Below are 25,376 nucleotides of genomic sequence, written 5' to 3' on the forward strand. Positions count from 1 at the left end.
ATAAATTAATGACGAAGCCGAAAAGTCTTACGCCATTCTGCCGGACTCACGCCAAAACGCGCCTTAAATTGCTGGCGCCAGGTCACCGCAGAGTTAAACCCTACCAGCTCTGCCACGCTTTCAATGGGCATATTCCCGGCTTCTAACAGTATCTGGCTGCGCCGCAGGCGCTCGGTGGTCAGCCAGTCGGCCACGCTCATCCCGGTGGCTTTTACAAAATGGCGGGTAAGCGTGCGGCGGCTCATCGATACCACCTCTGCCAGCGAGTCCAGATTATGCGGTTCGGCAATGTGCTGCTGGAGATAGTCAATCAGGGAGTTGATTCGTCCGTCACGGGTATCTTTTGGTACCGGCTGGGCAATAAACTGTGCCTGCCCCCCCTCGCGGTGTGGCGGCACGATCATACGGCGGGCAATCTGGTTGGCGACCACGCTGCCAAAGCGCTGGCGGATGATGTACAGGCAGCAGTCAAGCGCGGCAGCGGTACCCGCAGAGGTGATGATATTGCCGTCATCGACGTATAGCGCATTGATATCCAGCTTTACGTCCGGGAAAAGCGTCTGAAACTGATGTTCAAACTCCCAGTGCGTGGCCGCGCGTTTACCGTCGAGAATGCCCGCATAACCCAGCACAAACGACCCCAGACAAAGCCCGACGATCTCCGCCCCGTTGTCTCTGGCCTGGACCAGGCTGTCGAGAAGCGTCTGGGGCGGGCGTTGCTGGACATGCTGCCAGTAAGGCACCACGACGATATCTGCCTGGCCGATGGCGGAGAAATCGTGAGTCGCATTAAGCGCAAACCCGTCTGTGGATGTCAGTAATCCCGGTTTTTCGGCGCAGATCAACACACTAAAGCGCTTTTCGCCGGATACCGTATCACCAAACAAAATGCAGGGAACGGAGTAGTGGAACGGGCTGAACCCGTCTACCGCAACAATCGCGACGTTGATTAGCGCCATGTATCTCTCCTTTCCCCTGGTGATGCTCAGAATATAACGGTTTCACCATCCTCGGGAATGCTCACCGCATCCCCAATCAGGTTCGCGTCAACGTACTCACGCAGCGCATGGCGGGTCAACAGACAGTGGTTGATGGCCTCCATATGGGTCGCCACAATTTTCGCCTGCGGCAGCAGGAAGTGGATGTTGAGCACATCTTCCTGGCCCATGATAATCGGCCCAAACCCGATGACGTGAGCATAGCCCGCGTTAAGCACCACCACATCCGGCTGATGCTTATGCAGATCGGCTGCCACTTCATCACGCCAGATGGTATCCCCGACAATGTAGAGCGTCTTCTCATCAGGATGACGTAAAACCACACCACAGGCTTCGCCCAGCCGTTCCGCCAGCTCCGGCACGGCGTAAGCACGATCGGTACCGTGCTGGCCGCCGCGGGTTTTAGCGATCCGGATATCGCCAAACGCCGTCTCCTCGGTCATCACCGTCAGGTGGGTAAATCCCTGGCTGCGCAACAGCGCGGCGTCGCTGTCGTTCTGCACAAAGACAGGTTTATCTTTGCCGATCAGTTCGACTGCGGCGCGATCCCAGTGATCGTCATGGGTATGGGTGACGATCACCGCATCCGCCTCCAGCAACGTGTTGACGTCAACGGGTAGCTCAACCATCGGGTTGCGGATCTCCGCGTGCGCCGTGCCGGGGAAGCCCGGATAAGCGCCCTTCGGGGCCAGCATTGGGTCGATTAAAAAGCGTTTCCCGGCGTAGGTAATCAGCTGAGTGGCATTACGAATCTGAGTGATGTTCATGGGTATTCTCCTCATAGTGTGAAGAGGAGAATAGCCCGATGCCGCGCGTAACAATGTGGGCCACAGGGCGATGATCGATGAAATCGGGTCAACGTTATCGCATTCGCAGCGCATCTACCACCAGAGAAAAGGCCGGCGACGGCTGCTTTCGGCTCGGGTAGTAGAGATAATACCCCGGGAAGGGCAGACACCAAGGGTCCAGCACGCGGATTAACCGGCCTTCAGCAATATGATCGCCAAACTCGTCTTCGGGCAGGAAAGCAATCCCGAATCCCGCCAGGGCAGCTTCGACAATATGCCAGGAAGTATTAAAGGTCAGCTGGCCATTCACGCGCACGTTCAGATCGCCACCGTCCTGATCAAAATCCCAGACGTAAATCCCGCCGGATTTAATCATCCTCTGGTTAATACACTGGTGCTGCGTCAGCTCATGCGGCGTTTGCGGAACAGGATGACGGGCGAAGTAATCCGGCGAGGCGACCGCGGCCATACGCAACTGCGGGCCTATCGGCAACGCGATCATGTCTTTATCGATGGTATCTCCCATTCGAACGCCCGCATCGAAGCGGTCGGCAACGATATCGCGAAAACCGTGATTGGCGTCGAACTCAATGTGAATGTCGGGGTATTGCCGCAAAAGTGGCGTCAACTTAGGCAAAAGAGTGCGCGATAACACATCGGGTCCACAGGTGATCCTCACCGTGCCGGCAGGCTTGTCGCGAAGCTCCGTCAACATGTCCAGCTCCGCTTCGATTTCATCGAAACGGTTGCCAATGGCGTTAAGCAAGCGTTCGCCGGCTGCGGTGGGGGAAACGCTGCGGGTGGTGCGGGTCAGCAGGCGGATCTGCATCCGGTTCTCCAGCCCGGTTATGGCCTGGCTTAACGCGGGCTGGGTCACGCCCAACTGTGCCGCGGCACGGGTAAAACTGCCCTCACGCGCCACGGTGACAAAAGCAAAAAGATCGTTCAGGTTACGCTTCATCACGCCCTCATTTATAAGCCACACTTATAAGCTCATTAAGCATTGATTAGCTAGTCAGAATACACCCGCCGTGTAAAATTTTCACTGTGACCTGACGTCAACCACATTCCAACCCTTCATCTGCATGCGTTATTCCCGTGAATAGCGCCCGGCCCCGGCTTGTCCGAATCTGGCCGAACGAATAACAAGGTAAACATGATGTCCGCTATGGTGAACGAAACATCAGCGCGCCAGTCCCGTGCCTGCTGGAGCGGCGTGCTGGCAATGACCCTCTGCGCTTTTACGCTGGTCGCCTCAGAATTTATGCCGGTAAGTCTGCTGACGCCCGTTTCGCGGGATCTCGCCGTCAGTGAAGGCCTGGCGGGCCTCGGGATCGCGATATCCGGCGCGCTGGCCGTATTGACCAGCCTGTTTCTCTCTTCTCTTGCGGGAGGCATTAACCGCAAATCGCTGCTGCTGGGCCTGACGGCGTTGATGGCCGTCTCCGGTCTGATTATCGCCGTGGCTGAGAGCTATCCCCTTTATATGCTGGGACGCGCACTGCTTGGCGTGGCCATTGGCGGCTTCTGGTCGCTCTCCGCGGCGACCGCAATTCGCCTTGTGCCACCGCATCAGGTTCAACGTGCGCTCGCCATTTTTAACGGTGGCAACGCCCTGGCGACCGTCGTTGCGGCTCCGCTCGGCAGCTGGCTGGGGGCGACAATCGGCTGGCGCGGTGCCTTTTACTGCCTGGTGCCCGTGAGCCTGCTCGCGTTTATCTGGCAGTGGTTCAGCCTGCCTTCCATGTCCGTGGAAAAGCGCACCGCGTCGTCCACCAGCGCCTTCGGCCTGCTGAAAAACCCTCTGGTGGCAAAAGGAATGGTCGCGTGCGGCGTCTTTTTCATGGGGCAGTTCGCGCTGTTTACCTACGTGCGTCCGTTCCTTGAAACCGTGACTTTCGCCAGCGCGACGCAGTTATCGTTAATCCTGCTGGTGATTGGCGTGGCGGGTTTTATCGGCACCCTGTTGATCGGCACGTTTCTGCGCCGCGGATTTTACACCACGCTGGTCGCCATTCCCGTGGTGATGGCGCTGATTGCCGCGGCACTGATGGCCTTCGGCCATCACCTTGCCGCCGTCACCGCCCTGCTCGGCCTCTGGGGACTGGTCGCGACGGCCGCCCCCGTCGGCTGGTGGACCTGGGTTGCCAGAACGCTTCCTGAAAATGCCGAAGCGGGTGGCGGACTGATGGTGGCAATGGTGCAGCTCTCCATTGCGCTCGGCTCCACGCTCGGTGGCCTGGCCTTTGACCACAGCGGCTGGCAAAGCACCTTTGCACTCAGCGGTGTACTGCTTATCGCCGCTGCCATGTTCACGTTTTACACCTCACACAACGACACACTTCACAGGAGTTAATCATGAGAAGATTCACCATGGCGCTCGGGCTGTTAGTCAGCGCCTTCGCCGCCAGCGCTGCCGATATGTCCCGGGGCGCAGATAATTTCTACAAAAGCGATAAGGTTACGCAGCAGAAGGTGACCTTTAAAAACCAGTATCAGATGAACGTCGTCGGCAATCTGTATAGGCCAAAAGAGGCGGATAAAAACGCCAGACTGCCGGCGATCGTGGTCGGCCATCCGATGGGCGCGGTGAAAGAGCAAAGCGCCAGTCTCTATGCGCAAAAGCTCGCGGAACAGGGCTTTGTCACCCTGGCGATTGATCTCTCATTCTGGGGGGAAAGCGAAGGTAAACCGGGGCATCTGATCTCACCAGAAATCTATTCCGATGATTTCAGCGCGGCCGTGGATTATCTGAGCACTCAGTCTTTTGTCGATCCACAGCGCATCGGTGCGCTGGGCATTTGCGGCAGCGGCAGCTTCGTTATTAGCGCGGCGAAAATTGACCCGCGCATGAAAGCGATCGCCACCGTCAGCATGTATGACATGGGCTCCGCCTTCCGCAACGGTCTCAACCATTCCGTGACGGTTGAACAGCGTAAAGCGATGATTGCCTCTGCCGCTGAGCAGCGTCTGAAAGAGTATCAGGGTGCAGAGACAGCCTACATTCCCGGGACGGTAAATAAGCTGGATGATTCTACGCCGGCTATCCAGCGTGAGTTCTTCGATTTCTATCGCACCGAACGCGGCGGGTACACGCCACAGGGCGAGAAAGAGGCGCTGACGACGAAACCGATGATGAGCAGCATCGGTAAGTTTATGAACTTCTATCCGTTCAACGATATCGAAACCATTTCACCGCGTCCGATGCTGTTTATCACGGGTGATAAAGCGCATTCGAAAGAGTTTAGCGAAGACGCCTATAAACGCGCCGGTGAACCGAAAGAGCTGTATATCGTGCCGAATGCAGGCCACGTTGACCTGTATGACCGCACGGATCTGATCCCGTTTGCAAAACTGGCCTCGTTCTTTAAAGCCAACCTGAAATAACCCGGTAAGGCGTATAACACCCTGTTATACGCCTTTGTCCTGACTACCAGCCTGGCACCGCGCCACCGTTAAAGAGAGTCTCTGCGGCCTTCGCCACTTCCGGCGACTGATACGACTGGATAAATTCCTTCACGTTTTCCGCGTCTTTGTTGTCTTCCCGCGTCACCACGATGTTCACATACGGCGAGTTTTTATCTTCAATAAACACGCTGTCATGCACCGGCGACAGCCCGGTTTGCTGGAGATAGGTGGTGCTGATAATGGCAACATCCACTTTCGGATCATCCAGCACGCGCGGCAGTTGCGCCCCTTCCAGCTCCATAATGTTCAAATGCTTCGGATTGGCGGTGATATCCAGCGCCGTCGGCAGCAGGCCAACGTCAGGCTTCAGGGTAATCAGCTTCTCTTTTTGCAACAGCAGCAGTGCGCGGCCAAGGTTGGTCGGATCGTTTGGAATGGCGATGGTCGCGCCGTCCTTCAGCTCAGACACGGATTTTATCTTGCGGGAGTAGCCGGCCATCGGGAAAACAAAGGTATTCGCTACAGCAACCAGCTTGTAGTGATGCGCCTTGTTATCTTCTGCCAGGAACGGGCGATGCTGGAAGACATTGGCATCAAGATCGCCCTGACTGGTGGCATCATTGGGCAACAGCGAGCCGCTGAACCCCACCAGTTCCACATCCAGACCGTATTTCTCTTTCGCCACTTTTTTAGCGACTTCCGCGACATCCTGCTCAGCGCCGTTAATCACGCCGACTTTGATGTGTTTGGCATCGCTGCCGCCTTGATCGCAACCTGCCAGCAGCAGGCCCGCGAGAACCAGAGCACCCAATCGAAGTTTCACGAGACATTTCCTTTTGATAAACGTTTCAGTGACTATATCGACAACGGTACGGCTGGCTAAAAAACGAAAAAGCATCAATAAGACGGATAAGTTATATGTGCGGGGGCGCTATTGATCCGACCTGAGCATGCCCGCACGGCGTAACGGCGTTTCACGTAAAAACCACGACAGTACAAACGCCAGCACCATAATGCTTGCCGCCAGCAGGAACACCGCGTGAATGGCTGAGCCAAACGCGTCCAGGTAATCGAGCCGCAGTGCCTCTGGCAGCCGGTGAATGGCCGCAGGATTGAGCTCATGCGGTAACTCCGCCCCTTGCGGTAAACGGTCCATCAGACCCGATTGCAAAACGTGGGTGAAGACCGCGCCAAACAGCGCGACGCCGATGGCCCCGCCAATGGAACGAAACAGCGTGACCCCGGAAGTCGCTACCCCGTATTGATCGGCAGAGACGCTGTTCTGCACGGCCAGCACCAGTACCTGCATGACCAACCCCAGACCCATCCCCAGCACGCCGGTAAAAATGTACAGCTGCCAGGTCGGCGAGTGGATCGAGATACGCGTCAGCAGCACCATGCCCACCACGCCAAGCAGCGTACCGGCGATCGGGAACAGACGGTATTTTCCGGTACGGCTGATAATCCGCCCGCTGATGATCGAGGTCAGCAGCAGTCCGCCCATCAGCGGGATCAGCTGCAGACCGGCCTGAGTCGGCGTGGCGTCTTTCACAACCTGCAGATAGAGCGGCAGGAAGGTGACCGAGCCAAAGAGCGACATCCCGATAATAAAGCCAATCAGGCTGCAGAGCAGAAAGCTGCGATCGCGGAACAGCGAGAGCGGAATGATCGGCTCCCAGGCCAGACGCTCCTCATAGATAAACCCGGCGATACCCGTCAGGCCAAAGGCCAGAATGCACCACAGCTGCGGGTCGTTCCACTGGCGTATCGTCCCGCCTTCAGTGGTAAACAGGATGATACACAGCAGCGCCATGCTGAGGTAAATCGCCCCCAGATAATCAATCTCGTGCTTGTTGCGCCGTGCGCTGCCGTGGAACACCGCGCCTATCACCAGCAGGGCAAAGAGACCGAGCGGCAGATTGATATAAAAAATCCAGCGCCAGGAGGCATGCTGCACGATAAACCCGCCGATAAGCGGCCCGATCACCGTCGCCAGACCAAACACGCCGCCAAACAGCCCCTGATAGCGGCCACGCTCCGCAGGCGGAATAACGTCCGCCACGGCGGCCATACTGATGACCATCAGACCGCCGCCGCCCAGCCCTTGCAGGCCGCGCATCAGCACCAGTTGGGTCATGTTTTGCGCCAGACCGCAGAGCACCGACCCCGCCAGAAACAGCACAATAGCGATTTGAAGGACGATTTTACGCCCAAACAGATCGCCGAATTTTCCGTACAGCGGCACCACAATGGTCGAGCTGAGGATATAGGCCGTCACCACCCAGGAGAGCTTATCCAGGCCACCCAGTTCCCCAACGATGGTGGGCAACGCCGTGGAAACAATCGTCTGGTCCAGCGCCGAAAGCAACATCACCAGCAGCAACGCGCTGAACAACAGCTTTATCGACGGCGCGTTTTGCGCAGGTTGAGTCATTACGTCGGACTCCATAAGAGATCGCTTGAAATTAATTAACTGGATAATTAATATTTAAGTAAGTGATGAATAAGATCAAGAGATCCTGCGACTATGCCAGCACATAAGGACAATTCTGAACCGCGCCGCCCCGGTCGACCACGCGGCGGAAAGCGGGCAACCGCCAGCCGCGAACAGCTGCTGGATATTGCGTTGAGCCTCTTTTCCCGCCAGGGAATCGCTCAAACCTCGCTGAACGCCATCGCCAAAGAAGCGGGCGTAACGCCAGCGATGCTGCATTACTACTTCAATTCACGAGAACAATTGCTCGACGCGATGATTGAGGAGCGCTTCCTGCCCTTACGTAACCGGATCGGCGCAATTTTCGCCGAAAACCCCGACTCGCCGGTCAACGCATTAACGCAAATGGTGAAGGTACTGGCCGAGCTGGCGGAGCAGCACCGCTGGTTTGCCCCGCTGTGGATGCAGGAGGTCATCGGGGAGATGCCTGTACTGCGCACGCATCTGCACGCGCGGTTCGGTGACGACAAATACCAGGCAACGCTCGCCACCCTTAAACGCTGGCAGCAGGAAGGGCAACTGAACCGGGCACTCGCGCCAGAACTGCTGTTCACCACGCTGCTAAGCCTGGTGCTGGTGCCGTTCTCAAGAATGCGCAACGACGAGAGGCTACACGCCCTCTCGCCAGAGATCATTGTGCGTCATGCGCTGGCCGTGATGGGCAACGGCATCGGCGGTTAAAGGGATTTGGTCAGATAATGCCTTTGCATACCCGGGTACGGGTAATCCGGCAACGACATCTGCAGCTGATAGCCCTGCTTTTCATAGAATGGACGTGCCTGGAAGCTGACCGTATCCACCAGCGCATGGGTGCAGCCTTTGCGTCGGGCTTCGTCTTCTGCCGTTTTGATAAGCTGGCTGCCGACGCCCGATCCCCGCACGGTGTCGCTGACCCACAGAAAATCGATGTTCAGCCAGTCGCCTTTGCGCACGCCAATTAACCCGCCCAGCATCACGCCCTTATCGTCTCGCACATAAACGCCAATGTCGCCGCTAAAGTTTGAGAGATCTAAAAATTGTCCGTTGTAGGCACGAAGCCCTGTTAATAATTCTTCTTTTTCATCGTGTGTGACGTTATCCGTCGTGCTCAGATGCATATTTTTCTCCTTATTTTCTGTGCAATCTTAATATTGCACAGCCTTTCCTTCATCAAAACTCCTTTTTTTCTCCATTCTTTAAACATTGAAATATTCATTCAATAAGTACTTAAAAAAAGTCTTTCCAATACGCGCCTGAAACGTATAATGAGAACGATCATTCTCACTTTTATAGGGTAACCGACGATGAGCACAAAACTGGAAGAACGCCAAAAACAGCGTCAGGACGACATCATCGCTGCCGCGCGTCAGTGCTTTCGCACCAGCGGTTTTCATGCGGCCAGCATGTCGCAGATCGCCAGCGAGGCAAAGCTCAGCGTCGGGCAAATCTACCGTTATTTCAGTAACAAAGATGCGATTATTGAAGAGATGATTCGCCGTATCATCGACTCACGCATCGAAGAGATTCAGGGTAAAACGCTGGTCGAGGGGATGCCTCAGGCGCTCGCCTGGCGACAGACCCTGAATGAAGATGACGATGCGCTGATGCTTGAGATGTCGGCTGAAGCCACGCGTAATCCCCAGGTGGCGGCCATGCTGGTCGAAGCGGAAAAGCGGATGTTTGCTAATGCCTGCGCACACCTGAAAAAACAGTTTCCCCACCTGAGTGATGATCATATTCGCTGCTGCGTGGAGATTACTGCGGTAATGATTGAGGGGTCTATTTACCGTCGACTCACCCCCTTAAACGTACCCCCTGAACAATTAGAGCCTCTTTATCAAAATATTTTAAATATGCTTTTCTCTGCGAAGTAATCGCATGTGAATAATTAGCGGGAAGACGTTATTCCCTTATTAACATTTCCGGCTCTGCCGGAGATGCGGTATCGCTGTGCCTTTAAATAGCCCCCTTCCTTGTTAAGCCATTAACAGGGCAGGCATCGTTCACCCTGGAAAAAATTATGAAAGCCATAACAACCTCCATCGCAGCATTATTCCTCCTGACGGGGTGCGATAATGCACAAACATCTGCTCCTCAACATCCCCTCCCGCAAGTGGGGATTGTTACGCTCCTGAGCCAACCCGTTTCCGTGGTCAGTGAACTGACCGGACGCACCACGGCCGCCATGAGCGCGGAAGTGCGTCCTCAGGTGGGCGGCATTATTCAGAAACGGCTCTTTACCGAAGGCGATACCGTGCAAGCCGGACAGGCGCTGTATCAAATTGACCCTTCCAGCTACCGCGCCGCCTACGATGAGGCCGCCGCAGCCCTGAAACAGGCGCAGGCGCTGGTGCAGGCCGATTGCCAGAAAGCTCAACGCTATACACAACTGGTGAAAGACGACGGCGTATCGCGTCAGGATGCCGAAGATGCAAAGTCCACCTGCGCGCAGGACAAGGCCAGCGTGGAGTCGAAAAAAGCAGCCCAGGAAAGCGCGCGCATTAACCTCAACTGGACCACGGTGACCGCCCCGATTGCCGGACGTATTGGCATCTCTTCGGTCACCCCCGGCGCACTGGTCACTGCCCAGCAAGAGACCGCACTCGCCACCATTCGCGGCCTGGACAATATGTACGTCGATTTAACCCGCTCCAGCGCCGATCTTCTGCGATTACGCAAACAAACGCTTGCCAGCAACAGCGAGACATTGAGCGTGTCGTTGATCCTTGAAGATGGCAGCACCTATCAGGAAAAAGGCCGTCTGGCCCTGACTGAAGTGGCAGTGGACGAATCCACCGGATCGGTCACACTGCGCGCTGTCTTCCCCAACCCGCAGCATCAGCTTCTGCCCGGGATGTTTGTTCGCGCCAGAGTGGATGAAGGGGTAATGAGCGAGGCCATCCTCGCCCCGCAGCAGGGAATTACCCGTGATGCCAAAGGCAACGCCACCGCGCTGGTGGTGGGGGCCGGCAATAAGGTGGAACAACGTCAGCTGGAAACGGGTGACACCTACGGCGACAAATGGCTGGTGCTGAGTGGACTGAAGGCTGGCGATAAGCTGATTGTGGAAGGCACCGATAAAGTGACCGCCGGTCAGCAAGTTAACGCCGAAGAGATGAAAACCGCGGGAGGAAACGCCTGATGTTTTCCCGCTTCTTCGTGCGTCGCCCGGTTTTTGCCTGGGTGATTGCTATTCTGATTATGCTCGCCGGGGTGCTGGCGATCCGTACCCTGCCCGTCGCGCAGTATCCCGACGTCGCCCCGCCGTCGATAAAAATCTCTGCCACCTACACTGGCGCGTCGGCACAGACTCTGGAAAACAGCGTCACCCAGGTCATTGAGCAACAGCTGACCGGGCTGGATAACCTGCTCTATTTTACCTCCACCAGCAGTTCGGACGGCTCGGTAAGCATCACCGTCACGTTCGAACAGGGAACCGACCCGGATACCGCGCAGGTTCAGGTGCAGAACAAAGTTCAGCAGGCCGAGTCGCGCTTGCCGACCGAGGTACAGCAGGCCGGCATTACGGTGCAAAAATCGCAGAGTAACTTCCTGCTGATCATGGGCGTGTACGATAAAACCGACCACGCCAGCAGTTCGGATATCGCCGACTGGCTGGTGAGTAATATGCAGGATCCGCTGGCACGCGTAGAAGGCGTCGGCAGCCTGCAGGTGTTTGGTGCGGAATACGCCATGCGCATCTGGCTTGACCCGGCAAAGCTGGCGTCGTACTCGCTGATGCCATCCGACGTTCAGAGCGCTATTGAAGCGCAGAACGTGCAGGTTTCCGCCGGTAAAATCGGCGCGTTACCCGCGTCCGGTACCCAGCAGTTGACCGCCACCGTGCGTGCCCAGTCGCGCCTGCAGACGGTCGATCAGTTTAAAAATATCATCGTTAAGAGCCAGTCCAGCGGCGCAGTGGTGCGTATCGGCGACGTGGCGCGCGTGGAGATGGGCAGCGAGGATTACACGGCTACCGCCAGGCTGAATGGCCACCCGGCAGCCGGTATGGCGGTGATGCTCTCGCCGGGCGCGAATGCGCTCAATACCGCCACCGCGGTGAAAGATAAAATTGCCGAATTCAAACGGGCAATGCCGGAAGGCTATGACGTGGCCTATCCGAAAGACAGCACCGAGTTCATTAAGATCTCGGTGGAAGATGTGATTCAGACGCTGTTTGAGGCCATTATCCTCGTGGTAGTGGTGATGTATCTGTTTCTGCAGAACATTCGCGCCACGCTCATCCCCGCGCTGGCGGTGCCGGTGGTTCTGTTGGGCACCTTTGGCGTGCTGGCGCTGTTCGGTTATTCCATCAATACCCTGACGCTGTTTGCGATGGTGCTGGCGATAGGTCTGCTGGTCGATGACGCCATCGTGGTAGTGGAAAACGTCGAGCGCATTATGCGCGATGAAGGTCTGCCCGCCCGCGAAGCCACCGAAAAATCGATGGGCGAAATTTCCGGTGCGCTGGTCGCCATTGCGCTGGTGCTTTCCGCCGTGTTTCTGCCGATGGCCTTCTTCGGCGGCTCAACCGGCGTCATCTACCGCCAGTTTTCGGTCACCATTATCTCAGCGATGATCCTCTCGGTGGTGGTGGCGCTGACCCTGACACCCGCGCTCTGCGGCTCGGTACTGCGCCATACGCCTCCTCACAAAAAAGGGTTTTTCGGCGCGTTTAACCGCTTCTACAGTAAGACCGAGCATGGCTACCAGAATAAAGTCCTGCGCGCGCTGCGCCGCTCCGCGGGCATGCTGGTGGTCTACGCCCTGCTCTGTGGCGCGATGGCCGTGGCAATGCTGAAGCTGCCCGGCAGCTTCCTGCCCACGGAGGACCAGGGTGAAATCATGGTGCAGTACACCCTGCCTGCCGGTGCGACAGCGGTACGTACCGCGGAGATCAGTCGTCAGGTTCGCGAGTGGTTCCTCACTAAAGAGAAAGCCAACACCGATGTGATTTTTACGGTCGAGGGCTTTAGCTTTAGCGGCAGCGGCCAGAATGCCGGGATGGCGTTTGTCTCCCTGAAAAACTGGTCCGAGCGTAAAGGCGACGAGAACACCGCTCAGGCGATTGCCCTGCGCGCCACTCAGGAACTCGGCTCCCTTCGCGATGCCACCGTCTTTGCCATGACGCCCCCGGCCGTAGACGGCCTCGGTCAGAGCAACGGTTTTACCTTCGAGCTCATGGCCAGCGGCAGCACCGATCGCGACACGTTGCTGAAGATGCGTAATCAGCTCATCGGCCAGGCGAATCAGGACACCTCCCTGCATGCCGTTCGCGCCAATGATTTGCCGCAGATGCCGCAACTGCAGGTGGATATCGACAACAACAAAGCCGTATCGCTGGGGCTTTCCCTGAGCGACGTCACCGATACCCTCTCCAGCGCCTGGGGCGGAACCTACGTGAATGACTTTATCGATCGGGGCCGCGTGAAAAAGGTCTACATCCAGGGAGACAGCGATTACCGCGCCGTGCCTTCCGATCTCAACAAATGGTACGTACGCGGCAGCGACAGCACCATGACGCCGTTCTCCGCTTTCGCCACCACGCGCTGGGAATATGGCCCGGAGAGTCTGGTGCGCTACAACGGCTCGGCGGCCTATGAAATTCAGGGCGAGAACGCCAGTGGTGCCAGCTCCGGTACGGCGATGACCCGGATGGAACAGCTGGCGAACAACCTGCCGGCCGGCACAACCTGGGCGTGGAGCGGGTTGTCGTTACAGGAGAAACTGGCGAGCGGTCAGGCGATGAGCTTGTATGCCCTCTCCATCCTGGTGGTATTCCTGTGCCTGGCCGCGCTGTATGAGAGCTGGTCGGTGCCGATTTCAGTCATTCTGGTGATCCCGCTTGGGGTGCTGGGTGCGGCGCTGGCCGCCTCGCTGCGCGGGCTGAGCAACGACGTCTATTTCCAGGTGGCGCTGCTGACCACCATCGGCCTGTCGTCAAAAAACGCCATTTTGATCGTTGAGTTTGCGGAGGCGAAAGTCGCGGAAGGTTACTCCCTGACGCGTGCCGCGCTGCGTGCGGCTCAGACGCGACTGCGTCCGATCATCATGACGTCGCTGGCGTTTATCGCCGGGGTAACACCGCTGGCCGTCGCCACCGGTGCAGGCGCCAACAGCCGCGTGGCGATTGGGACCGGCATCATCGGCGGGACGCTCGCGGCAACGCTGCTGGCCATCTTCTTTGTTCCATTATTCTTCGTACTGGTGAAACGTCTCTTCTCCGGTAAGCACGCAAACCGGAGGTCATAATGTTTCGTGTATCTGTTTTAGTGTTGGCACTGCTGAGCGCAGGCTGTGTTTCGTTAGACCCTACCTATCAGCGTCCTGACGCGCCCGTCCCGGCCACGTTGCCGGGCACCCACGGCGAAGCCACCACCGTGGTCAGCCAGTGGCAGCAGGTGATGAACGATCACCGCCTGAACAGGGTGGTAACAATGGCACTCACCAGCAACCGCGATGTGCAAAAAGCGATTGCTGATATCGACGCCGCCCGCGCCCAGTATGGTGAGACGCGCTCGTCTCTGTTCCCGTCGGTGGATGCCAGCCTGAGCCATACCCGCAGCCGCACGCTGGCCAGCGGCGTGAGCACCAGCGATGAGGCTAACGGCGCCGTCTCCAGCTTCGAGCTGGATCTGTTTGGTCGTAACCAGAGCCTCTCGCGCGCCGCGCGTGAAACCTGGCTTGCCAGCGAGTTCACGGCGCAGAACACGCGCCTGACAATGGTCAGCGAGCTGACCACCGCCTGGATTACTCTGGCGGCAGATAACAGCAATCTGGCACTGGCAAAATCCACTCAGGAGAGCGCAGCGAACTCGCTCAAGATTGTGCAGCGTCAGCAGGACGTCGGGGTCGCCGCCGCAACGGATGTCAGCGAAGCGATGGCGGTTTATCAGCAGGCCCGCGCCAGCGTCGCCAGCTATCAGACGCTGGTGATGCAGGACAAAAACGCCCTGAATTTGCTGGCGGGCGAGACGGTACCGGAAAACCTGCTACCCGGTACGCTGGAGAGCCTGAGCGATAACGCCATCACCCTGATCCCGGCGGGCGTTAGCTCCGCCACGCTGCTGCGTCGCCCGGATATTCAGGAGGCTGAACATAACCTGTTGAGCGCGAATGCCAACATCGGTGCTGCGCGCGCCAACTTCTTCCCGACGATGTCGCTTACCGCCAGCGCCGGGGTCGGCAGCGATTCGCTCTCGTCATTGTTCAGCCACGGCATGAAGGTCTGGTCGTTCGCGCCGTCCATCTCCCTGCCGCTGTTCAGCGGCGGCAATAACATGGCGCAACTGCGCTATGCCGAAGCGGAGAAAAAAGGGCTGATTGCCACCTATGAGAAAACCATCCAGAGCGCGTTCAAAGATGTAGCCGATGCGCTGGCGCGCCGCGAAACCCTGAGTGAAGAGCTTGATGCGCAACGTGAATACGTGGCGGCAGAGCAAAAAACGCTGGATGTGGCAACGCGCAGCTATCAGGTGGGGGCGGGTGATTACCTGACCGTTCTCACCGCGCAGCGCGCCCTGTGGTCGGCACGGGCATCATTGATTGCCCTGCAGCAGACCGACTTTGAAAACCGTATTACGCTGTGGCAGTCGCTGGGCGGAGGGATTCAATAACCGCCGGTGCCGCTCCGGGTGCAGGGTTCTCATACGCAGGAAGACAAAAATTCATACTTTCGGCTGGCGTCGCTACACTGAATGTAACGATATATTTCATGGGAAGCCTGTGACGTCTAAAGGGGATTTTGATGAAAGCTGCACACCTGGTTTGCCTGCTCGTTTGTCTGCTCTTCGCCGCGTTTGTCCATGCCCAGGAAAAAGACGATCCCGTGAAAGAGGCCCAGATAAAGCAGCAGATCCTTAAAGATGTGAAGAAGGCCTGCACGCCCCAGAAAAAGCAGAGCGATAAAGCCTGGCAGGCGATGATTTTGTCGTCTGAGGCCAATCAACTGTTGATCAAAAACGCCATCACGGCCGTGAAGCGCGACAATCTGGGTGCTTACTGGGACGCGGTCAGTCAGGTAGATTGTATGGAAGATTATTAAGCGTGAAGCCGGGCTTCACGCTTTTTTTTAGCGCTTTCGTACATCCGGAATAATCAAATCCCCGCGCAGAACATAGGACCCCAGCATCTGCGTTTTCTCCGTCAGCCAGCCCACAATACGTGCCGCCATAGCATCCATCGAGTATTCAATGGCCGGGATCACCGGGATACCCGGCAGATGCAGCGATCCGGCAAGGCTAAAGACCATAATGTCGTCCGGCACGGATTTATTAAACGCCTGCAGCTGCGGGATCACCCGCTGAGCTTCCTGTTCGTCCGCCACCAGCAGCGCGTTAAAATTCAGCGTGCTCGCATTGTTAAGCAACTCCTGCAGCGCAACGGATGAGGAGGTGGCATCCATAAAGACGAGGTTGCGATTAAAGGGCAGGAAATTTTTCTCCAGCGCGTGTTTATAGCCCAGCAACACCTGGTCGGCGAAACCGCTGCCTTGCGGATGGATCAGGGCTATCTGGCGTCGCCCCTGGCTGGTCAGATAGTTACAGGCGGTTTCGGCGGCAAAGGCGTGATCGAACTGGATGCTGTTGGAATTATCGGACTCCATACAGTCAACGAGGATGACATTGTCCATCTCGACGTCCAGCGGGAAACGCGCGCCAATCACCAGGATGTCATCACATAACCCACAGGAAAGTTCTTCCAGGGCGTGCATCACTTCCGCTTTGGTATGCGCGAAGCGCAACAGCAGATGTTTTTGATGCTGGCTGAGGTGCTTTTCCAGCGCGTAAAGATAACCGGTGGTCTGGTTAATATTCTCCTGCGCGCAAATCACCCCAATACACCCCGTCGACTGGCTCAGCAGCGACTGCGCAATTACATTGGGCCGGTAGTTCAGTTCATCAACCGCTTTTAAAACGGCCTGGCGGCTGGCTTCCTTTACGCCACGCGACCCACTCAACACTCGCGATACCGTGGCTTTAGACACCCCGGCAAGACGTGATACATCATTGATTGTCGACATCTCTTTCCCCTGGCAGGCTTACTTCGCACCTGCAAATTCCATCACCGCTACGGCTCATATTATAGCCAGAATGGAGTATATCCTTTTCCGTTTTTCATGGAAACCGATTTTCCATTTCAACTCAAAATGATGTCAAAACACGCAAATTATGTGACTTGCATCTGGTTAATTAGCGTCATAAGTAGTGGATCTTGATGGTTGTCACACTTCTGTCTTTTATAAATGGAAACCGGTTTCCGTATAATGTCCAATCATCCTCGCAATAACTTTTTACATTTAGAGGATGGTTGTCGATGTTCAAGATTATGCTGTGTTGCTCTGCCGGGATGTCCACCAGCCTGCTGGTCAGCAAAATGGTCGATGTCGCGAAAGAGCGCGGGTTGCCGGTAAAAATAGACGCGTATGGCGTTTCCGAATTTGATACGCAGTTTCCGCAGTACCAGGTTGTCCTTCTCGGACCCCAGGTGAAGTACATGTTACAGACACTCTCAGACAAGGCGGCTACAAAGGGCATCCCGGTCCAACCCATCGACATGATGGATTACGGTATGCAACGTGGCGATAAAGTACTGGACTATGCTCTGTCGCTCATCGAAGCGGCACACTAAAAGGTGTTCACATGAGTTCGTTATATCAATCAATGGTCGCGGTTATTGAGCAGTCAATTACCCCGCTGGCCGCGAAGCTCGGCCAGCAAAAGTATGTGATTGCCATCCGCGACGGCTTTACCGCCGCGCTGCCGTTTATGATCATCGGCTCGTTTATGCTGGTGTTCATCTTCCCGCCCTTCTCCGCGGATACGACGAACAGCTTTGCCCGCGGCTGGCTGGATTTCTCCCAGACTTACCGTGAACAGCTGATGCTGCCGTTCAACCTCAGCATGGGCGTGATGACGTTCTTCATTTCGGTGGGGATTGGTGCAAGCCTGGGGCGTCAGTTTAACCTCGATCCGGTGATGTCCGGTCTGCTGGCCTTTATGGCCTTCCTGCTGGTGGCGGCTCCGTATGCCGACGGCAAGATCTCGACCCAGTACCTCTCCGGCCAGGGGATTTTCACCGCGCTGATCACCGCCATCTACTCTACCCGCGTGTATGCGTGGCTGAAGCAGAACAACGTGACCATCCGTCTGCCGAAAGAAGTGCCGACCGGTGTGGCGCGTTCATTTGAGATCCTGATCCCGGTCATGGTGGTGATCGGTACCCTGCACCCGCTGAACCTGTTTATCGAAGCACAAACCGGGATGATTATCCCGCAGGCGATTATGCACCTGCTGGAACCGCTGGTCTCTGCATCTGACTCCCTGCCTGCCATTCTGCTCTCCGTGCTGCTGTGCCAGATCTTCTGGTTTGCCGGTATCCACGGCTCGCTGATTGTCACCGGCATCATGAACCCATTCTGGATGGCCAACCTGTCCGCAAACCAGGCGGCACTGGCGGCTGGCGCGGCGCTGCCACACGTTTACCTGCAGGGTTTCTGGGACCACTACCTGCTGATTGGCGGCGTCGGCTCCACGCTTCCGCTGGCCTTCCTGCTGCTGCGCAGCCGCGTCACACACCTGCGCACCATCGGCAAAATGGGTGTTGTGCCCAGCTTCTTTAACATCAACGAACCGATTCTGTTCGGCGCGCCAATCATCATGAACCCAATGCTGTTTATCCCGTTCGTGTTTGTTCCGCTGGTGAACGCCTGCCTGGCGTACGGCGCCACCAAAATGGGCTGGCTGGCACAGGTGGTGTCGTTAACCCCGTGGACGACCCCGGCCCCTATTGGCGCATCGTGGGCAGCAAACTGGGCGTTGAGCCCGGTGGTGATGTGTCTGGTGTGTATGGTGATGTCAGCGCTGATGTACCTGCCGTTCCTGCGTGCTTACGAGCGTACGTTGATGAAAAACGAAGAGCAGAAAGCCCAGGCAACCGTCGGTGCCGCTGAAACAGCAAGTCATTAAGTCAAAGAGGAAAGGTCATGAAATACGCATTTCCCGATAATTTCTGGTGGGGCAGCGCAAGCTCCGCCCTCCAGACCGAAGGGACACGAGAGGGTGAAACCACCTGGGATTACTGGTTTGCCCGCGAGCCGAACCGTTTTCATAATGGCGTGGGACCGCAGCACACCTCCACGTTTTATCAACACTGGAAAACGGACATTCAGCTGTTAAAGCAGCTGAACCACAACAGCTTTCGCACCTCGATTAGCTGGGCGCGCCTGATCCCCGACGGTATCGGTGAAGTGAACCCGGAAGCGGTCGATTTTTATCATCAGGTCATTGATGAGCTGATTGAACAGGGTATTACCCCGTTTATCACCCTGTTCCACTTCGACATGCCGATGGCGATGCAGGAGATTGGCGGCTGGGAAAACCGCAACGTGGTGGACGCTTACGCCCGTTATGCGCAGATTTGCTTCGATCTGTTTGGCGATCGCGTGCTGCACTGGTTTACCTTCAACGAGCCGATTGTGCCGGTGGAAGGCGGCTATCTGTACGATTTCCACTATCCCAACGTGGTGGATTTTCGTCGTGCGGCCACCGTGGCGTATCACACCGTGCTGGCGCATGCACAGGCGGTACGCGCTTACCGTGCCGGGCACTACGCCGGGGAGATCGGTATCGTACTGAACCTGACGCCGTCCTATCCGCGCTCGCAAAACCCGGCTGACGTCAAAGCGGCACACATTGCGGACCTGATGTTTAACCGCAGCTTCCTTGACCCCGTCCTGCGCGGTGAATACCCGGCGGATCTGGTGGCGTTGCTGAAATCTTACGATCAGCTCCCCGCCTGCAAACCGGAAGACAGTTTCCTGATTGCGGAAGGAAAAATCGACCTGCTCGGCATTAACTATTATCAGCCGCGTCGCGTGAAATGCCGTGACAGTGCGGTGAACCCACAGGCACCGTTTATGCCGGAGTGGTTCTTTGATAATTACGAAATGCCTGGCCGCAAGATGAATCCATACCGTGGCTGGGAAATTTATGAGCCGGGTATTTACGATATTCTGATTAACCTGCGCGACAATTACGGTAACCCACGCTGTTTTATTTCGGAGAACGGTATGGGTGTCGAAAATGAACAGCGCTTTATTGAGAATGGTCAGATAAACGATCAATACCGCATCGATTTTATTTCCGAACATTTGGCCTGGCTGCATAAAGGTATTAGCGAAGGGTGCCAGTGTCTTGGCTACCATATGTGGACCTTTATTGATAACTGGTCGTGGTGTAATGCGTATAAAAATCGCTACGGATTTATCCAGCTCAATTTAACTACCCAGCAGCGCACCATCAAGAAAAGCGGCGAGTGGTTTGCCGCCACCGCATTAAATAACAGTTTTGACAGAGAGTCAGCGTAATGATCGCATTAGAAGAAGCCGTAATGGAAATTATCGTCAACGCCGGTCAGTCGCGTAGCCTGTGCTTTGAAGCTCTGCACGCGGCGCGTCAGGGCAACCTTGACGAAGCCAAAAGCCTGCTGCGCGAAGCCGATGGCTACGCGCGCCAGGCGCACAAAATGCAGACCAAACTGATCGAACAGGATGCGGGCGAAGCCCGCCAGCCGATGACCTTAATAATGGTTCACGCGCAGGATCATTTAATGAATTCCCTGCTGGCACGTGAATTATCCGAAGAAATAATCCATTTATATCAGAGATAATGTATGGCGAAAAAACGTTAATGTAATCACTCTGTACCTAAAATAGAAATCCACTTGTTCTGATGATAGCGACAAACTCTGTCAGATCGGAGCGGGATGGTTATTGTCTGAATAAAATTAAACTATATTGAGATAACCATGAATTATATTAAAAAACTTCCATTAACCATGGCGGTTGTCGCCGCGCTTTGCCCAATTTCTGTACTCGCACAAGAATTTACGCAAGAGCAAATCGACGCCATCGTGGCGAAAGCGGTAGACAAAGCGCTGGCCGAACGGCAGGCCAAAATGGACGCTGCCGTCGCGAAAAAAGCGGACGTGGTCACCGAACCGCAAAGCGCGGCGCAATCACCGGACCTCGCGATTCCGTTTGGGGTTAAATTTACCGGCTATGCCCGCTACGGCGCGCACTTCCAGGCAGCCGATCAGAAATACGTGGCGGTAGACGGTTCCTATAACGGCGCATCCGCAATCGGTCGTCTGGGTAACGAAGGCAACGGCGGTGAATTCCAGCTCTCCAAAGCCTTCAAGGGCGACAACGGTGCCATCTGGGACATCAACGTGATGATCGACCACTGGGGCGACGAGGTTAACCTGAAAAAAGCCTATGCCGGTGTGACCAACATTATGGCCTCCAACCCGAACGCCTACTTCTGGGCCGGCCGTGACTTCCACCAGCGTCCACAGCAGGGTATCAACGATTACTTCTGGATGAACCACGACGGCCAGGGTGCCGGGGTGAAGAACTTCGACATCGGCGGCGTGCAGTTTGACGTTGCCGCGGTGGCCGCGGTGGAATCCTGTAGCCCGGAAGTGATGGAAGATGAGGCGAACCCGTCGCGCATTACCTGTACCGGCGGTTCCGGCACGGGCGACAAAGGTAACTACGCTGCGACCTCTAAAATCCACGGCATAAAAGTCGGCCCGCTGGATCTGGAGCTGTACGCGAACTACGGTTTTGACTCCAAAGCCATTGAGAGTGAAGAGCGTCTGAAGGCCTGGCAGGGCGGCGTGGTGCTGAGCCACACCAACGACAGCGGCGTGAATAAGGTGATTGCCCGTTATTCTGATAACGCGGACAACAGCGTATTCAACAAAACCGAGGATCTGACCACGGTCTACGCCAGCTTCGAAGGGCTGTACAAATTCACCCAGGCCACGCAGGTGGAGTACATCCTCGCCTTCCACGACTATGACAACAGCCGTGACAAGACCGACAACCGTAAGAACTACAACGCCATCGTGCGTCCGATGCACTGGTGGAATGACGTTCACTCCACCTGGCTGGAAGCGGGCTGGCAGCACGTGGATTACGACAATGGCGGTGATAACAAAGGCTGGAAGCTGACCCTGTCGCAGAACATGTCTATCGCCATGGGGCCAGAGTTCCGCCCAATGCTGCGCTTCTACGTGACCGGCGGCAAAGTGGATAACGAACGCACCGCCCGAGTGAACGGTACAAAAGATGAGACGCTGGATGATTTCAACGTCGGCGCGATGTGGGAAGCGTGGTTCTAAGCAAGGTAAAAGCAAAACGGCAACGCACGTTGCCGTTTTTCGTGTTTGCACCCTCTCCCTGTGGGAGAGGGCCGGGGTGAGGGCATCAGGCCACACCGCACCCGGCAAGACCCATGTTATGCTACACAAAAACCAACATAACAGGGGAGAACATGGGTTCCACACGTAAAGGAATGCTCAACGTTCTGATCGCCGCCGTTTTATGGGGCAGCTCAGGGGTTTGCGCGCAGTACATCATGGAGAAAAGCCAGATCTCGTCCCCTTACCTGACGATGATTCGCCTGCTGTTTACCGGCGTCATCTTGCTGACCCTCTCCTTCGTTCATGGCGACAAGATTTTCTCGGTCATCAAACATCGTAAAGACGCCCTCAGCCTGCTGTTTTTCTCGCTGGTTGGTGCGCTCACCGTCCAGCTCACCTTCCTGCTGACGATTGAAAAATCCAACGCGGCGACGGCCACCGTGCTGCAGTTTCTCTCGCCAACGATCATCGTCGCGTGGTTCGCGCTGGCGAGGAAAAAACGTCCCGGCGTGTTTGTTTTATCCGCCATTTTGACGTCACTTGTCGGCACCTTCCTGCTGGTCACCCACGGCGATCCGACCTCGCTCTCCATCTCCCCTGCCGCCCTGTTCTTCGGTATCGCCTCGGCCTTTGCTGCCGCGTTTTATACGACCTACCCGTCGACGCTTATCGCCCGCTACGGCACGCTGCCGATTGTTGGCTGGAGTATGTTAATCGCGGGGGTCGTGCTGACACCGTTCTACGCCGGACGCGGGACCACCTTTGTGATTGATGGCAGCCTGCTGCTGGCGTTTTTCTATCTGGTGGTGATTGGCACGGCGCTGACGTTCAGCCTGTATCTGAAAGGCGCGCAGATGATTGGCGGGCCGAAGGCGAGCATTCTGAGCTGTGCCGAGCCGCTGAGCAGCGCACTGCTGTCGGTGATTTTGCTTGGAGTGGCGTTTACGCTGCCGGACTGGCTGGGCACGCTGTTGATTGTGTCGTCGGTGGTGCTGATTTCGATGGATTCGAGAAGACGGGTTCAGACATCGGCATAGCCTGATATCCCCTCTTCCCTGTGGGAAGAGGGGATTTACTTATTTTGCTTTCACCTTACTCGCCACCAGCAGCGCCGTCAGCAACATCAGGGTTCCTGAAATCACCAGCGGTGATGTCAGCCCCAGATGGTCCAGCGCAACGCCGCCGATCGCCGCACCGCAGGTGTTCGCCAGCTGGATCACCGCGACCTGAATCGACCCGGCTTTTTCCGCCTGATCGGCGAGCGAGCGGGTGATCCACGTCGACCAGCCCACCGGCACCAGCGCAAAAGCAAAGCCCCAGATAATCGCAATCGCCGACGCAACCCACTTATCGCTGCCCCACAGCACCAGCACCGCAGCGCTAATTGCCAGCACCAGCGGCGCGCCCGCCAGCGCCACTTTCAGGGAACGCTTCAGGAACGCGGACGACAGCGAGGTGCCGACAAAGCTGGCGATACCGAAGCTCAGGAGCACCAGCGTCAGGCCATCCACATCAAACCCGGCCATGTTCATGAATACCGGGCGGATATAGGTGAAGAAGGCAAACTGTCCGGCAAATGCCATAAAGATGGCGGTCATCCCCGCCAGCACGCCCGGGCGCTTCAGCAGACTGAACATATTCTGTTTATGATGTGCCGCTTCCCCCGGTAAAGACGGCAGCGCTTTCCAGACCCAGAGAATGCATAGCCCCCCCATCACCGCGGCAGCGTTAAAGACGTTGCGCCAGCCGATGATCCCGCCAAGGAAACTGCCCAACGGCGCAGCTATGACCAGCGCAATCGAAACAGCACCAAAGATCACGGAGAGGGCTTTCGGCACGGTGCGCGCGGGAACCAGACGCATGGTGAGCGAGGCCGACATCGCCCAGAAGCCGCCTAATCCCAGCCCCAGACAGGCGCGACCCAGCAGCAGCAGGGTGAAGTTATTGGCAAAAGAGACCAGCAGGCAGGAGAGCGTCAGCAGCACGCTGAACAGAATGACCACTTTGCGGCGGTCGATGGTGCCGATCACCTGGGTAATAAACAGGCTCGCGAACATCGCCACAAAGGCGGTCACGGTGACGGACTGCCCCGCCACGCCTTCGGAAATGCCCAGATCCTGTGCCATCGGCGTCAGCAGGCTCACCGGCAGAAACTCAACGGTAATCAGGCAGGCAACGCAAAATGCCACGGAGAAAACCGCCGACCAGTTGGGGCGAGTGACCTCCTGGGTCTGCGGTCTGGGTGTGGGCTGAATGTGTTCTGTCATGGCGTCACCTGAAGATAAAAACGTGCGGAAAAGTCGCGCAGTTTATCATCAAAAGTGTGACGGATTTAACGATTTGACAACTTTTGTCGTTTTTAATGAGCCTGGAGAGAGCGCGTCGTCGACTGATACCTTTTCTGCATAACGAAAATGAAAATTCAGTCTCCACATTTGAGGTGAAACAATCATAGCGTCTGAAAAGGAGAAACTATGAAAACACGTAATTTATCTCAAAATCTTACCGTCAGTGCCGTCGGCTACGGTGCCATGGGTCTGAGTGAATTTTATGGCCAGACTGATGACAACGCCTCGCTGCGGGTATTGCATAGCCTCATCGATCTGAACGTGACGTTTATTGATACCGCAAATTTATATGGCCGTGGTCATAATGAAAGACTAATCGGTCATTTTCTTGCCGGGCTGGATAAAAGCACTCGCGAGCAGTTCAAAATAGCCACGAAATGCGGCATCGATCGCTCTCCCGACGAGTCTTATGCCCGCACCATCAACAATACGCCTGACTATATCATCCGCTGCTGTAATGAGTCCCTCAAGCGGCTTGGCGTGGAGCGAATCGACCTCTTTTATCTACACAGACTGAGTAACACCACCCCGGTCGAAGAGAGTATGGATTGTCTACGCACCCTTGTGAAAGAGGGCAAGATCAACCACATCGGCCTTTGCGAAGTGTCGGCGTCAACGCTGCAACGGGCCCATGCGGTACATCCGGTCACCGCGCTGCAAACGGAATATTCTCTGTGGACACGCGATATCGAGGAAAGCATTCTGCCGGTCGTGAAAACGTTAGGCATTGGTCTGGTGCCCTACTCGCCTCTTGGCAGAGGCTTCCTGACGGGAAAATACCTGAACAATAGCGAATTTGCAGAGGGTGATTTCCGTAAAAATAACGAGCGCTTTATGCAGTCCAGCCTCGATCATAATCGCCAGCTGCTCGATGTCATCCACCCGCTGGCGGCGAAATACGGCTGTACCGCGGGTCAGATTGCCCTTGCCTGGCTGTTAGCGCAATACGATCGGCTGGTTCCCATCCCGGGCACTAAGCACACTGGCTATCTGGCCGAGAACGCGCGCGCTGCCAACATTGAGCTTGAGAAGAGCGATATTGAATCATTGAACAACCTGCATCGCCGGATAGCGATTAAAGGCGATCGCTATTCTGCCGAGGGTATGAAGGGCGTGAACGCCTGATACCTCATCATGAAAATAAAAAAACCGG

23 protein-coding genes are annotated in these 25,376 nt (G+C 56.3%); 15 read left to right on the forward strand and 8 right to left on the reverse strand.

Translation table 11 applies throughout. From position 1 onward, the window contains the following. Window positions 1-5 precede the first annotated feature (5 nt). The 3 genes from QRN24_RS15135 to QRN24_RS15145 all read right to left on the reverse strand — a co-directional run bounded on the left by QRN24_RS15135 (window position 6) and on the right by QRN24_RS15145 (window position 2,747). Window positions 6-959 carry a GlxA family transcriptional regulator gene (locus tag QRN24_RS15135; protein ID WP_014168024.1) on the reverse strand — a complete coding sequence of 318 codons (954 nt, stop codon included), beginning with the start codon at window positions 957-959 and terminating at the stop codon, window positions 6-8. Window positions 960-985: 26 nt separating this feature from the next. Beyond that, window positions 986-1,765, reverse strand: coding sequence for an MBL fold metallo-hydrolase (locus QRN24_RS15140; protein WP_284942860.1), 780 nt, complete (start codon window positions 1,763-1,765; stop codon window positions 986-988). Window positions 1,766-1,859: 94 nt separating this feature from the next. Beyond that, window positions 1,860-2,747 carry a LysR family transcriptional regulator gene (locus QRN24_RS15145; RefSeq protein ID WP_284942861.1) on the reverse strand — a complete coding sequence of 296 codons (888 nt, stop codon included), beginning with the start codon at window positions 2,745-2,747 and terminating at the stop codon, window positions 1,860-1,862. Between the two features lie 198 nt (window positions 2,748-2,945). Here QRN24_RS15145 and QRN24_RS15150 point away from each other — a divergent pair, with 198 nt between their 5' ends. Then, entirely contained in the window at window positions 2,946-4,142 is a 1,197-nt protein-coding gene (locus QRN24_RS15150; RefSeq protein ID WP_032679307.1) for an MFS transporter, read from the forward strand. 2 nt (window positions 4,143-4,144) lie between these two features. Continuing rightward, a complete protein-coding gene (locus tag QRN24_RS15155) occupies window positions 4,145-5,173 on the forward strand; it encodes an alpha/beta hydrolase (RefSeq protein WP_025206508.1) in 1,029 nt (342 codons plus the stop codon). A 43-nt stretch (window positions 5,174-5,216) separates the two neighbouring features. Here QRN24_RS15155 and nlpA read toward each other — a convergent pair whose 3' ends face one another. After that, complete coding sequence (gene nlpA, locus QRN24_RS15160; RefSeq protein ID WP_020882712.1) at window positions 5,217-6,017, reverse strand: lipoprotein NlpA; 801 nt, start codon at window positions 6,015-6,017, stop codon at window positions 5,217-5,219. A gap of 108 nt (window positions 6,018-6,125) precedes the next feature. After that, window positions 6,126-7,643 carry an MDR family MFS transporter gene (locus QRN24_RS15165; protein WP_014168018.1) on the reverse strand — a complete coding sequence of 506 codons (1,518 nt, stop codon included), beginning with the start codon at window positions 7,641-7,643 and terminating at the stop codon, window positions 6,126-6,128. Between the two features lie 78 nt (window positions 7,644-7,721). Between QRN24_RS15165 and QRN24_RS15170 the strand changes: the two genes are divergently transcribed. Further along, complete coding sequence (locus QRN24_RS15170) at window positions 7,722-8,369, forward strand: TetR/AcrR family transcriptional regulator (protein WP_025206509.1); 648 nt, start codon at window positions 7,722-7,724, stop codon at window positions 8,367-8,369. Here QRN24_RS15170 and QRN24_RS15175 read toward each other — a convergent pair. Then, window positions 8,366-8,785, reverse strand: a complete 420-nt coding sequence (locus tag QRN24_RS15175) for a GNAT family N-acetyltransferase (RefSeq protein ID WP_014168016.1) — start codon at window positions 8,783-8,785, stop codon at window positions 8,366-8,368. The genes QRN24_RS15170 and QRN24_RS15175 overlap by 4 nt on opposite strands. A 186-nt stretch (window positions 8,786-8,971) precedes the next feature. Here QRN24_RS15175 and QRN24_RS15180 point away from each other — a divergent pair, with 186 nt between their 5' ends. From QRN24_RS15180 to QRN24_RS15200, 5 genes are all read left to right on the forward strand, one after another. Continuing rightward, window positions 8,972-9,541 carry a TetR/AcrR family transcriptional regulator gene (locus QRN24_RS15180; protein WP_044865928.1) on the forward strand — a complete coding sequence of 190 codons (570 nt, stop codon included), beginning with the start codon at window positions 8,972-8,974 and terminating at the stop codon, window positions 9,539-9,541. Window positions 9,542-9,687: 146 nt separating this feature from the next. Next, window positions 9,688-10,809, forward strand: a complete 1,122-nt coding sequence (locus QRN24_RS15185) for an efflux RND transporter periplasmic adaptor subunit (protein ID WP_032679304.1) — start codon at window positions 9,688-9,690, stop codon at window positions 10,807-10,809. Beyond that, complete coding sequence (locus QRN24_RS15190; RefSeq protein ID WP_047954863.1) at window positions 10,809-13,919, forward strand: efflux RND transporter permease subunit; 3,111 nt, start codon at window positions 10,809-10,811, stop codon at window positions 13,917-13,919. The genes QRN24_RS15185 and QRN24_RS15190 overlap by 1 nt, the downstream gene beginning before the upstream one ends. Further along, window positions 13,919-15,283 carry an efflux transporter outer membrane subunit gene (locus QRN24_RS15195; protein ID WP_284942862.1) on the forward strand — a complete coding sequence of 455 codons (1,365 nt, stop codon included), beginning with the start codon at window positions 13,919-13,921 and terminating at the stop codon, window positions 15,281-15,283. The genes QRN24_RS15190 and QRN24_RS15195 overlap by 1 nt, the downstream gene beginning before the upstream one ends. 131 nt (window positions 15,284-15,414) lie before the next feature. Next, window positions 15,415-15,711: a YicS family protein gene (locus QRN24_RS15200; RefSeq protein WP_284942863.1), complete on the forward strand. Its 297-nt coding sequence runs from the start codon at window positions 15,415-15,417 to the stop codon at window positions 15,709-15,711. Window positions 15,712-15,738: 27 nt separating this feature from the next. Here the strand turns inward: QRN24_RS15200 and QRN24_RS15205 are convergent, their stop codons facing one another. Further along, window positions 15,739-16,689 (reverse strand): LacI family DNA-binding transcriptional regulator, encoded by a 951-nt coding sequence (locus tag QRN24_RS15205; protein WP_014168010.1) that lies wholly within the window; start codon window positions 16,687-16,689, stop codon window positions 15,739-15,741. Window positions 16,690-16,982: 293 nt separating this feature from the next. Here QRN24_RS15205 and QRN24_RS15210 point away from each other — a divergent pair, with 293 nt between their 5' ends. From QRN24_RS15210 to QRN24_RS15235, 6 genes are all read left to right on the forward strand, one after another. After that, on the forward strand, window positions 16,983-17,297 hold the full coding sequence (locus QRN24_RS15210; protein ID WP_014830072.1) for a PTS sugar transporter subunit IIB: 315 nt from the start codon (window positions 16,983-16,985) through the stop codon (window positions 17,295-17,297). Window positions 17,298-17,308: 11 nt separating this feature from the next. After that, window positions 17,309-18,634 (forward strand): PTS cellobiose transporter subunit IIC, encoded by a 1,326-nt coding sequence (locus tag QRN24_RS15215; protein ID WP_014168008.1) that lies wholly within the window; start codon window positions 17,309-17,311, stop codon window positions 18,632-18,634. A gap of 17 nt (window positions 18,635-18,651) precedes the next feature. After that, window positions 18,652-20,034: a 6-phospho-beta-glucosidase GmuD gene (gene gmuD, locus QRN24_RS15220; RefSeq protein ID WP_284942864.1), complete on the forward strand. Its 1,383-nt coding sequence runs from the start codon at window positions 18,652-18,654 to the stop codon at window positions 20,032-20,034. Continuing rightward, window positions 20,034-20,336: a PTS lactose/cellobiose transporter subunit IIA gene (locus tag QRN24_RS15225; RefSeq protein WP_014168006.1), complete on the forward strand. Its 303-nt coding sequence runs from the start codon at window positions 20,034-20,036 to the stop codon at window positions 20,334-20,336. Before gmuD ends, QRN24_RS15225 begins: the two co-directional genes overlap by 1 nt. A gap of 138 nt (window positions 20,337-20,474) precedes the next feature. Next, the gene (locus QRN24_RS15230; protein ID WP_196356161.1) at window positions 20,475-21,854 is read left to right on the forward strand and encodes a carbohydrate porin; all 1,380 of its coding nucleotides are present in this window, start codon (window positions 20,475-20,477) and stop codon (window positions 21,852-21,854) included. A gap of 152 nt (window positions 21,855-22,006) precedes the next feature. After that, window positions 22,007-22,912: a DMT family transporter gene (locus QRN24_RS15235; RefSeq protein WP_020882723.1), complete on the forward strand. Its 906-nt coding sequence runs from the start codon at window positions 22,007-22,009 to the stop codon at window positions 22,910-22,912. 39 nt (window positions 22,913-22,951) lie between these two features. Here the strand turns inward: QRN24_RS15235 and nepI are convergent, their stop codons facing one another. Next, entirely contained in the window at window positions 22,952-24,142 is a 1,191-nt protein-coding gene (gene nepI / locus QRN24_RS15240; RefSeq protein WP_284942865.1) for a purine ribonucleoside efflux pump NepI, read from the reverse strand. Between the two features lie 207 nt (window positions 24,143-24,349). On the opposite strand from nepI, the gene QRN24_RS15245 reads away from it, so the two are divergent. Next, window positions 24,350-25,348, forward strand: a complete 999-nt coding sequence (locus tag QRN24_RS15245) for an aldo/keto reductase (protein ID WP_014168002.1) — start codon at window positions 24,350-24,352, stop codon at window positions 25,346-25,348. The last annotated feature ends 28 nt before the right edge of the window (window positions 25,349-25,376 follow it).

Source organism: Enterobacter sp. MEB024 (assembly GCF_030209635.1).
GTDB lineage: Bacteria > Pseudomonadota > Gammaproteobacteria > Enterobacterales > Enterobacteriaceae > Enterobacter > Enterobacter ludwigii.

Excerpts from the sequence above, each read along its gene's own strand:
- QRN24_RS15135 (WP_014168024.1), bottom strand. The coding sequence starts at position 959 with ATGGCGCTAATCAACGTCGCGATTGTTGCGGTAGACGGGTTCAGCCCG.
- QRN24_RS15140 (WP_284942860.1), bottom strand. The coding sequence starts at position 1,765 with ATGAACATCACTCAGATTCGTAATGCCACTCAGCTGATTACCTACGCC.
- QRN24_RS15145 (WP_284942861.1), bottom strand. The coding sequence starts at position 2,747 with ATGAAGCGTAACCTGAACGATCTTTTTGCTTTTGTCACCGTGGCGCGT.
- QRN24_RS15150 (WP_032679307.1), top strand. The coding sequence starts at position 2,946 with ATGTCCGCTATGGTGAACGAAACATCAGCGCGCCAGTCCCGTGCCTGC.
- QRN24_RS15155 (WP_025206508.1), top strand. The coding sequence starts at position 4,145 with ATGAGAAGATTCACCATGGCGCTCGGGCTGTTAGTCAGCGCCTTCGCC.
- QRN24_RS15165 (WP_014168018.1), bottom strand. The coding sequence starts at position 7,643 with ATGGAGTCCGACGTAATGACTCAACCTGCGCAAAACGCGCCGTCGATA.
- QRN24_RS15170 (WP_025206509.1), top strand. The coding sequence starts at position 7,722 with ATGCCAGCACATAAGGACAATTCTGAACCGCGCCGCCCCGGTCGACCA.
- QRN24_RS15175 (WP_014168016.1), bottom strand. The coding sequence starts at position 8,785 with ATGCATCTGAGCACGACGGATAACGTCACACACGATGAAAAAGAAGAA.
- QRN24_RS15180 (WP_044865928.1), top strand. The coding sequence starts at position 8,972 with ATGAGCACAAAACTGGAAGAACGCCAAAAACAGCGTCAGGACGACATC.
- QRN24_RS15185 (WP_032679304.1), top strand. The coding sequence starts at position 9,688 with ATGAAAGCCATAACAACCTCCATCGCAGCATTATTCCTCCTGACGGGG.
- QRN24_RS15190 (WP_047954863.1), top strand. The coding sequence starts at position 10,809 with ATGTTTTCCCGCTTCTTCGTGCGTCGCCCGGTTTTTGCCTGGGTGATT.
- QRN24_RS15195 (WP_284942862.1), top strand. The coding sequence starts at position 13,919 with ATGTTTCGTGTATCTGTTTTAGTGTTGGCACTGCTGAGCGCAGGCTGT.
- QRN24_RS15200 (WP_284942863.1), top strand. The coding sequence starts at position 15,415 with ATGAAAGCTGCACACCTGGTTTGCCTGCTCGTTTGTCTGCTCTTCGCC.
- QRN24_RS15205 (WP_014168010.1), bottom strand. The coding sequence starts at position 16,689 with ATGTCGACAATCAATGATGTATCACGTCTTGCCGGGGTGTCTAAAGCC.
- QRN24_RS15210 (WP_014830072.1), top strand. The coding sequence starts at position 16,983 with ATGTTCAAGATTATGCTGTGTTGCTCTGCCGGGATGTCCACCAGCCTG.
- QRN24_RS15215 (WP_014168008.1), top strand. The coding sequence starts at position 17,309 with ATGAGTTCGTTATATCAATCAATGGTCGCGGTTATTGAGCAGTCAATT.
- gmuD (WP_284942864.1), top strand. The coding sequence starts at position 18,652 with ATGAAATACGCATTTCCCGATAATTTCTGGTGGGGCAGCGCAAGCTCC.
- QRN24_RS15225 (WP_014168006.1), top strand. The coding sequence starts at position 20,034 with ATGATCGCATTAGAAGAAGCCGTAATGGAAATTATCGTCAACGCCGGT.
- QRN24_RS15230 (WP_196356161.1), top strand. The coding sequence starts at position 20,475 with ATGAATTATATTAAAAAACTTCCATTAACCATGGCGGTTGTCGCCGCG.
- QRN24_RS15235 (WP_020882723.1), top strand. The coding sequence starts at position 22,007 with ATGGGTTCCACACGTAAAGGAATGCTCAACGTTCTGATCGCCGCCGTT.
- nepI (WP_284942865.1), bottom strand. The coding sequence starts at position 24,142 with ATGACAGAACACATTCAGCCCACACCCAGACCGCAGACCCAGGAGGTC.
- QRN24_RS15245 (WP_014168002.1), top strand. The coding sequence starts at position 24,350 with ATGAAAACACGTAATTTATCTCAAAATCTTACCGTCAGTGCCGTCGGC.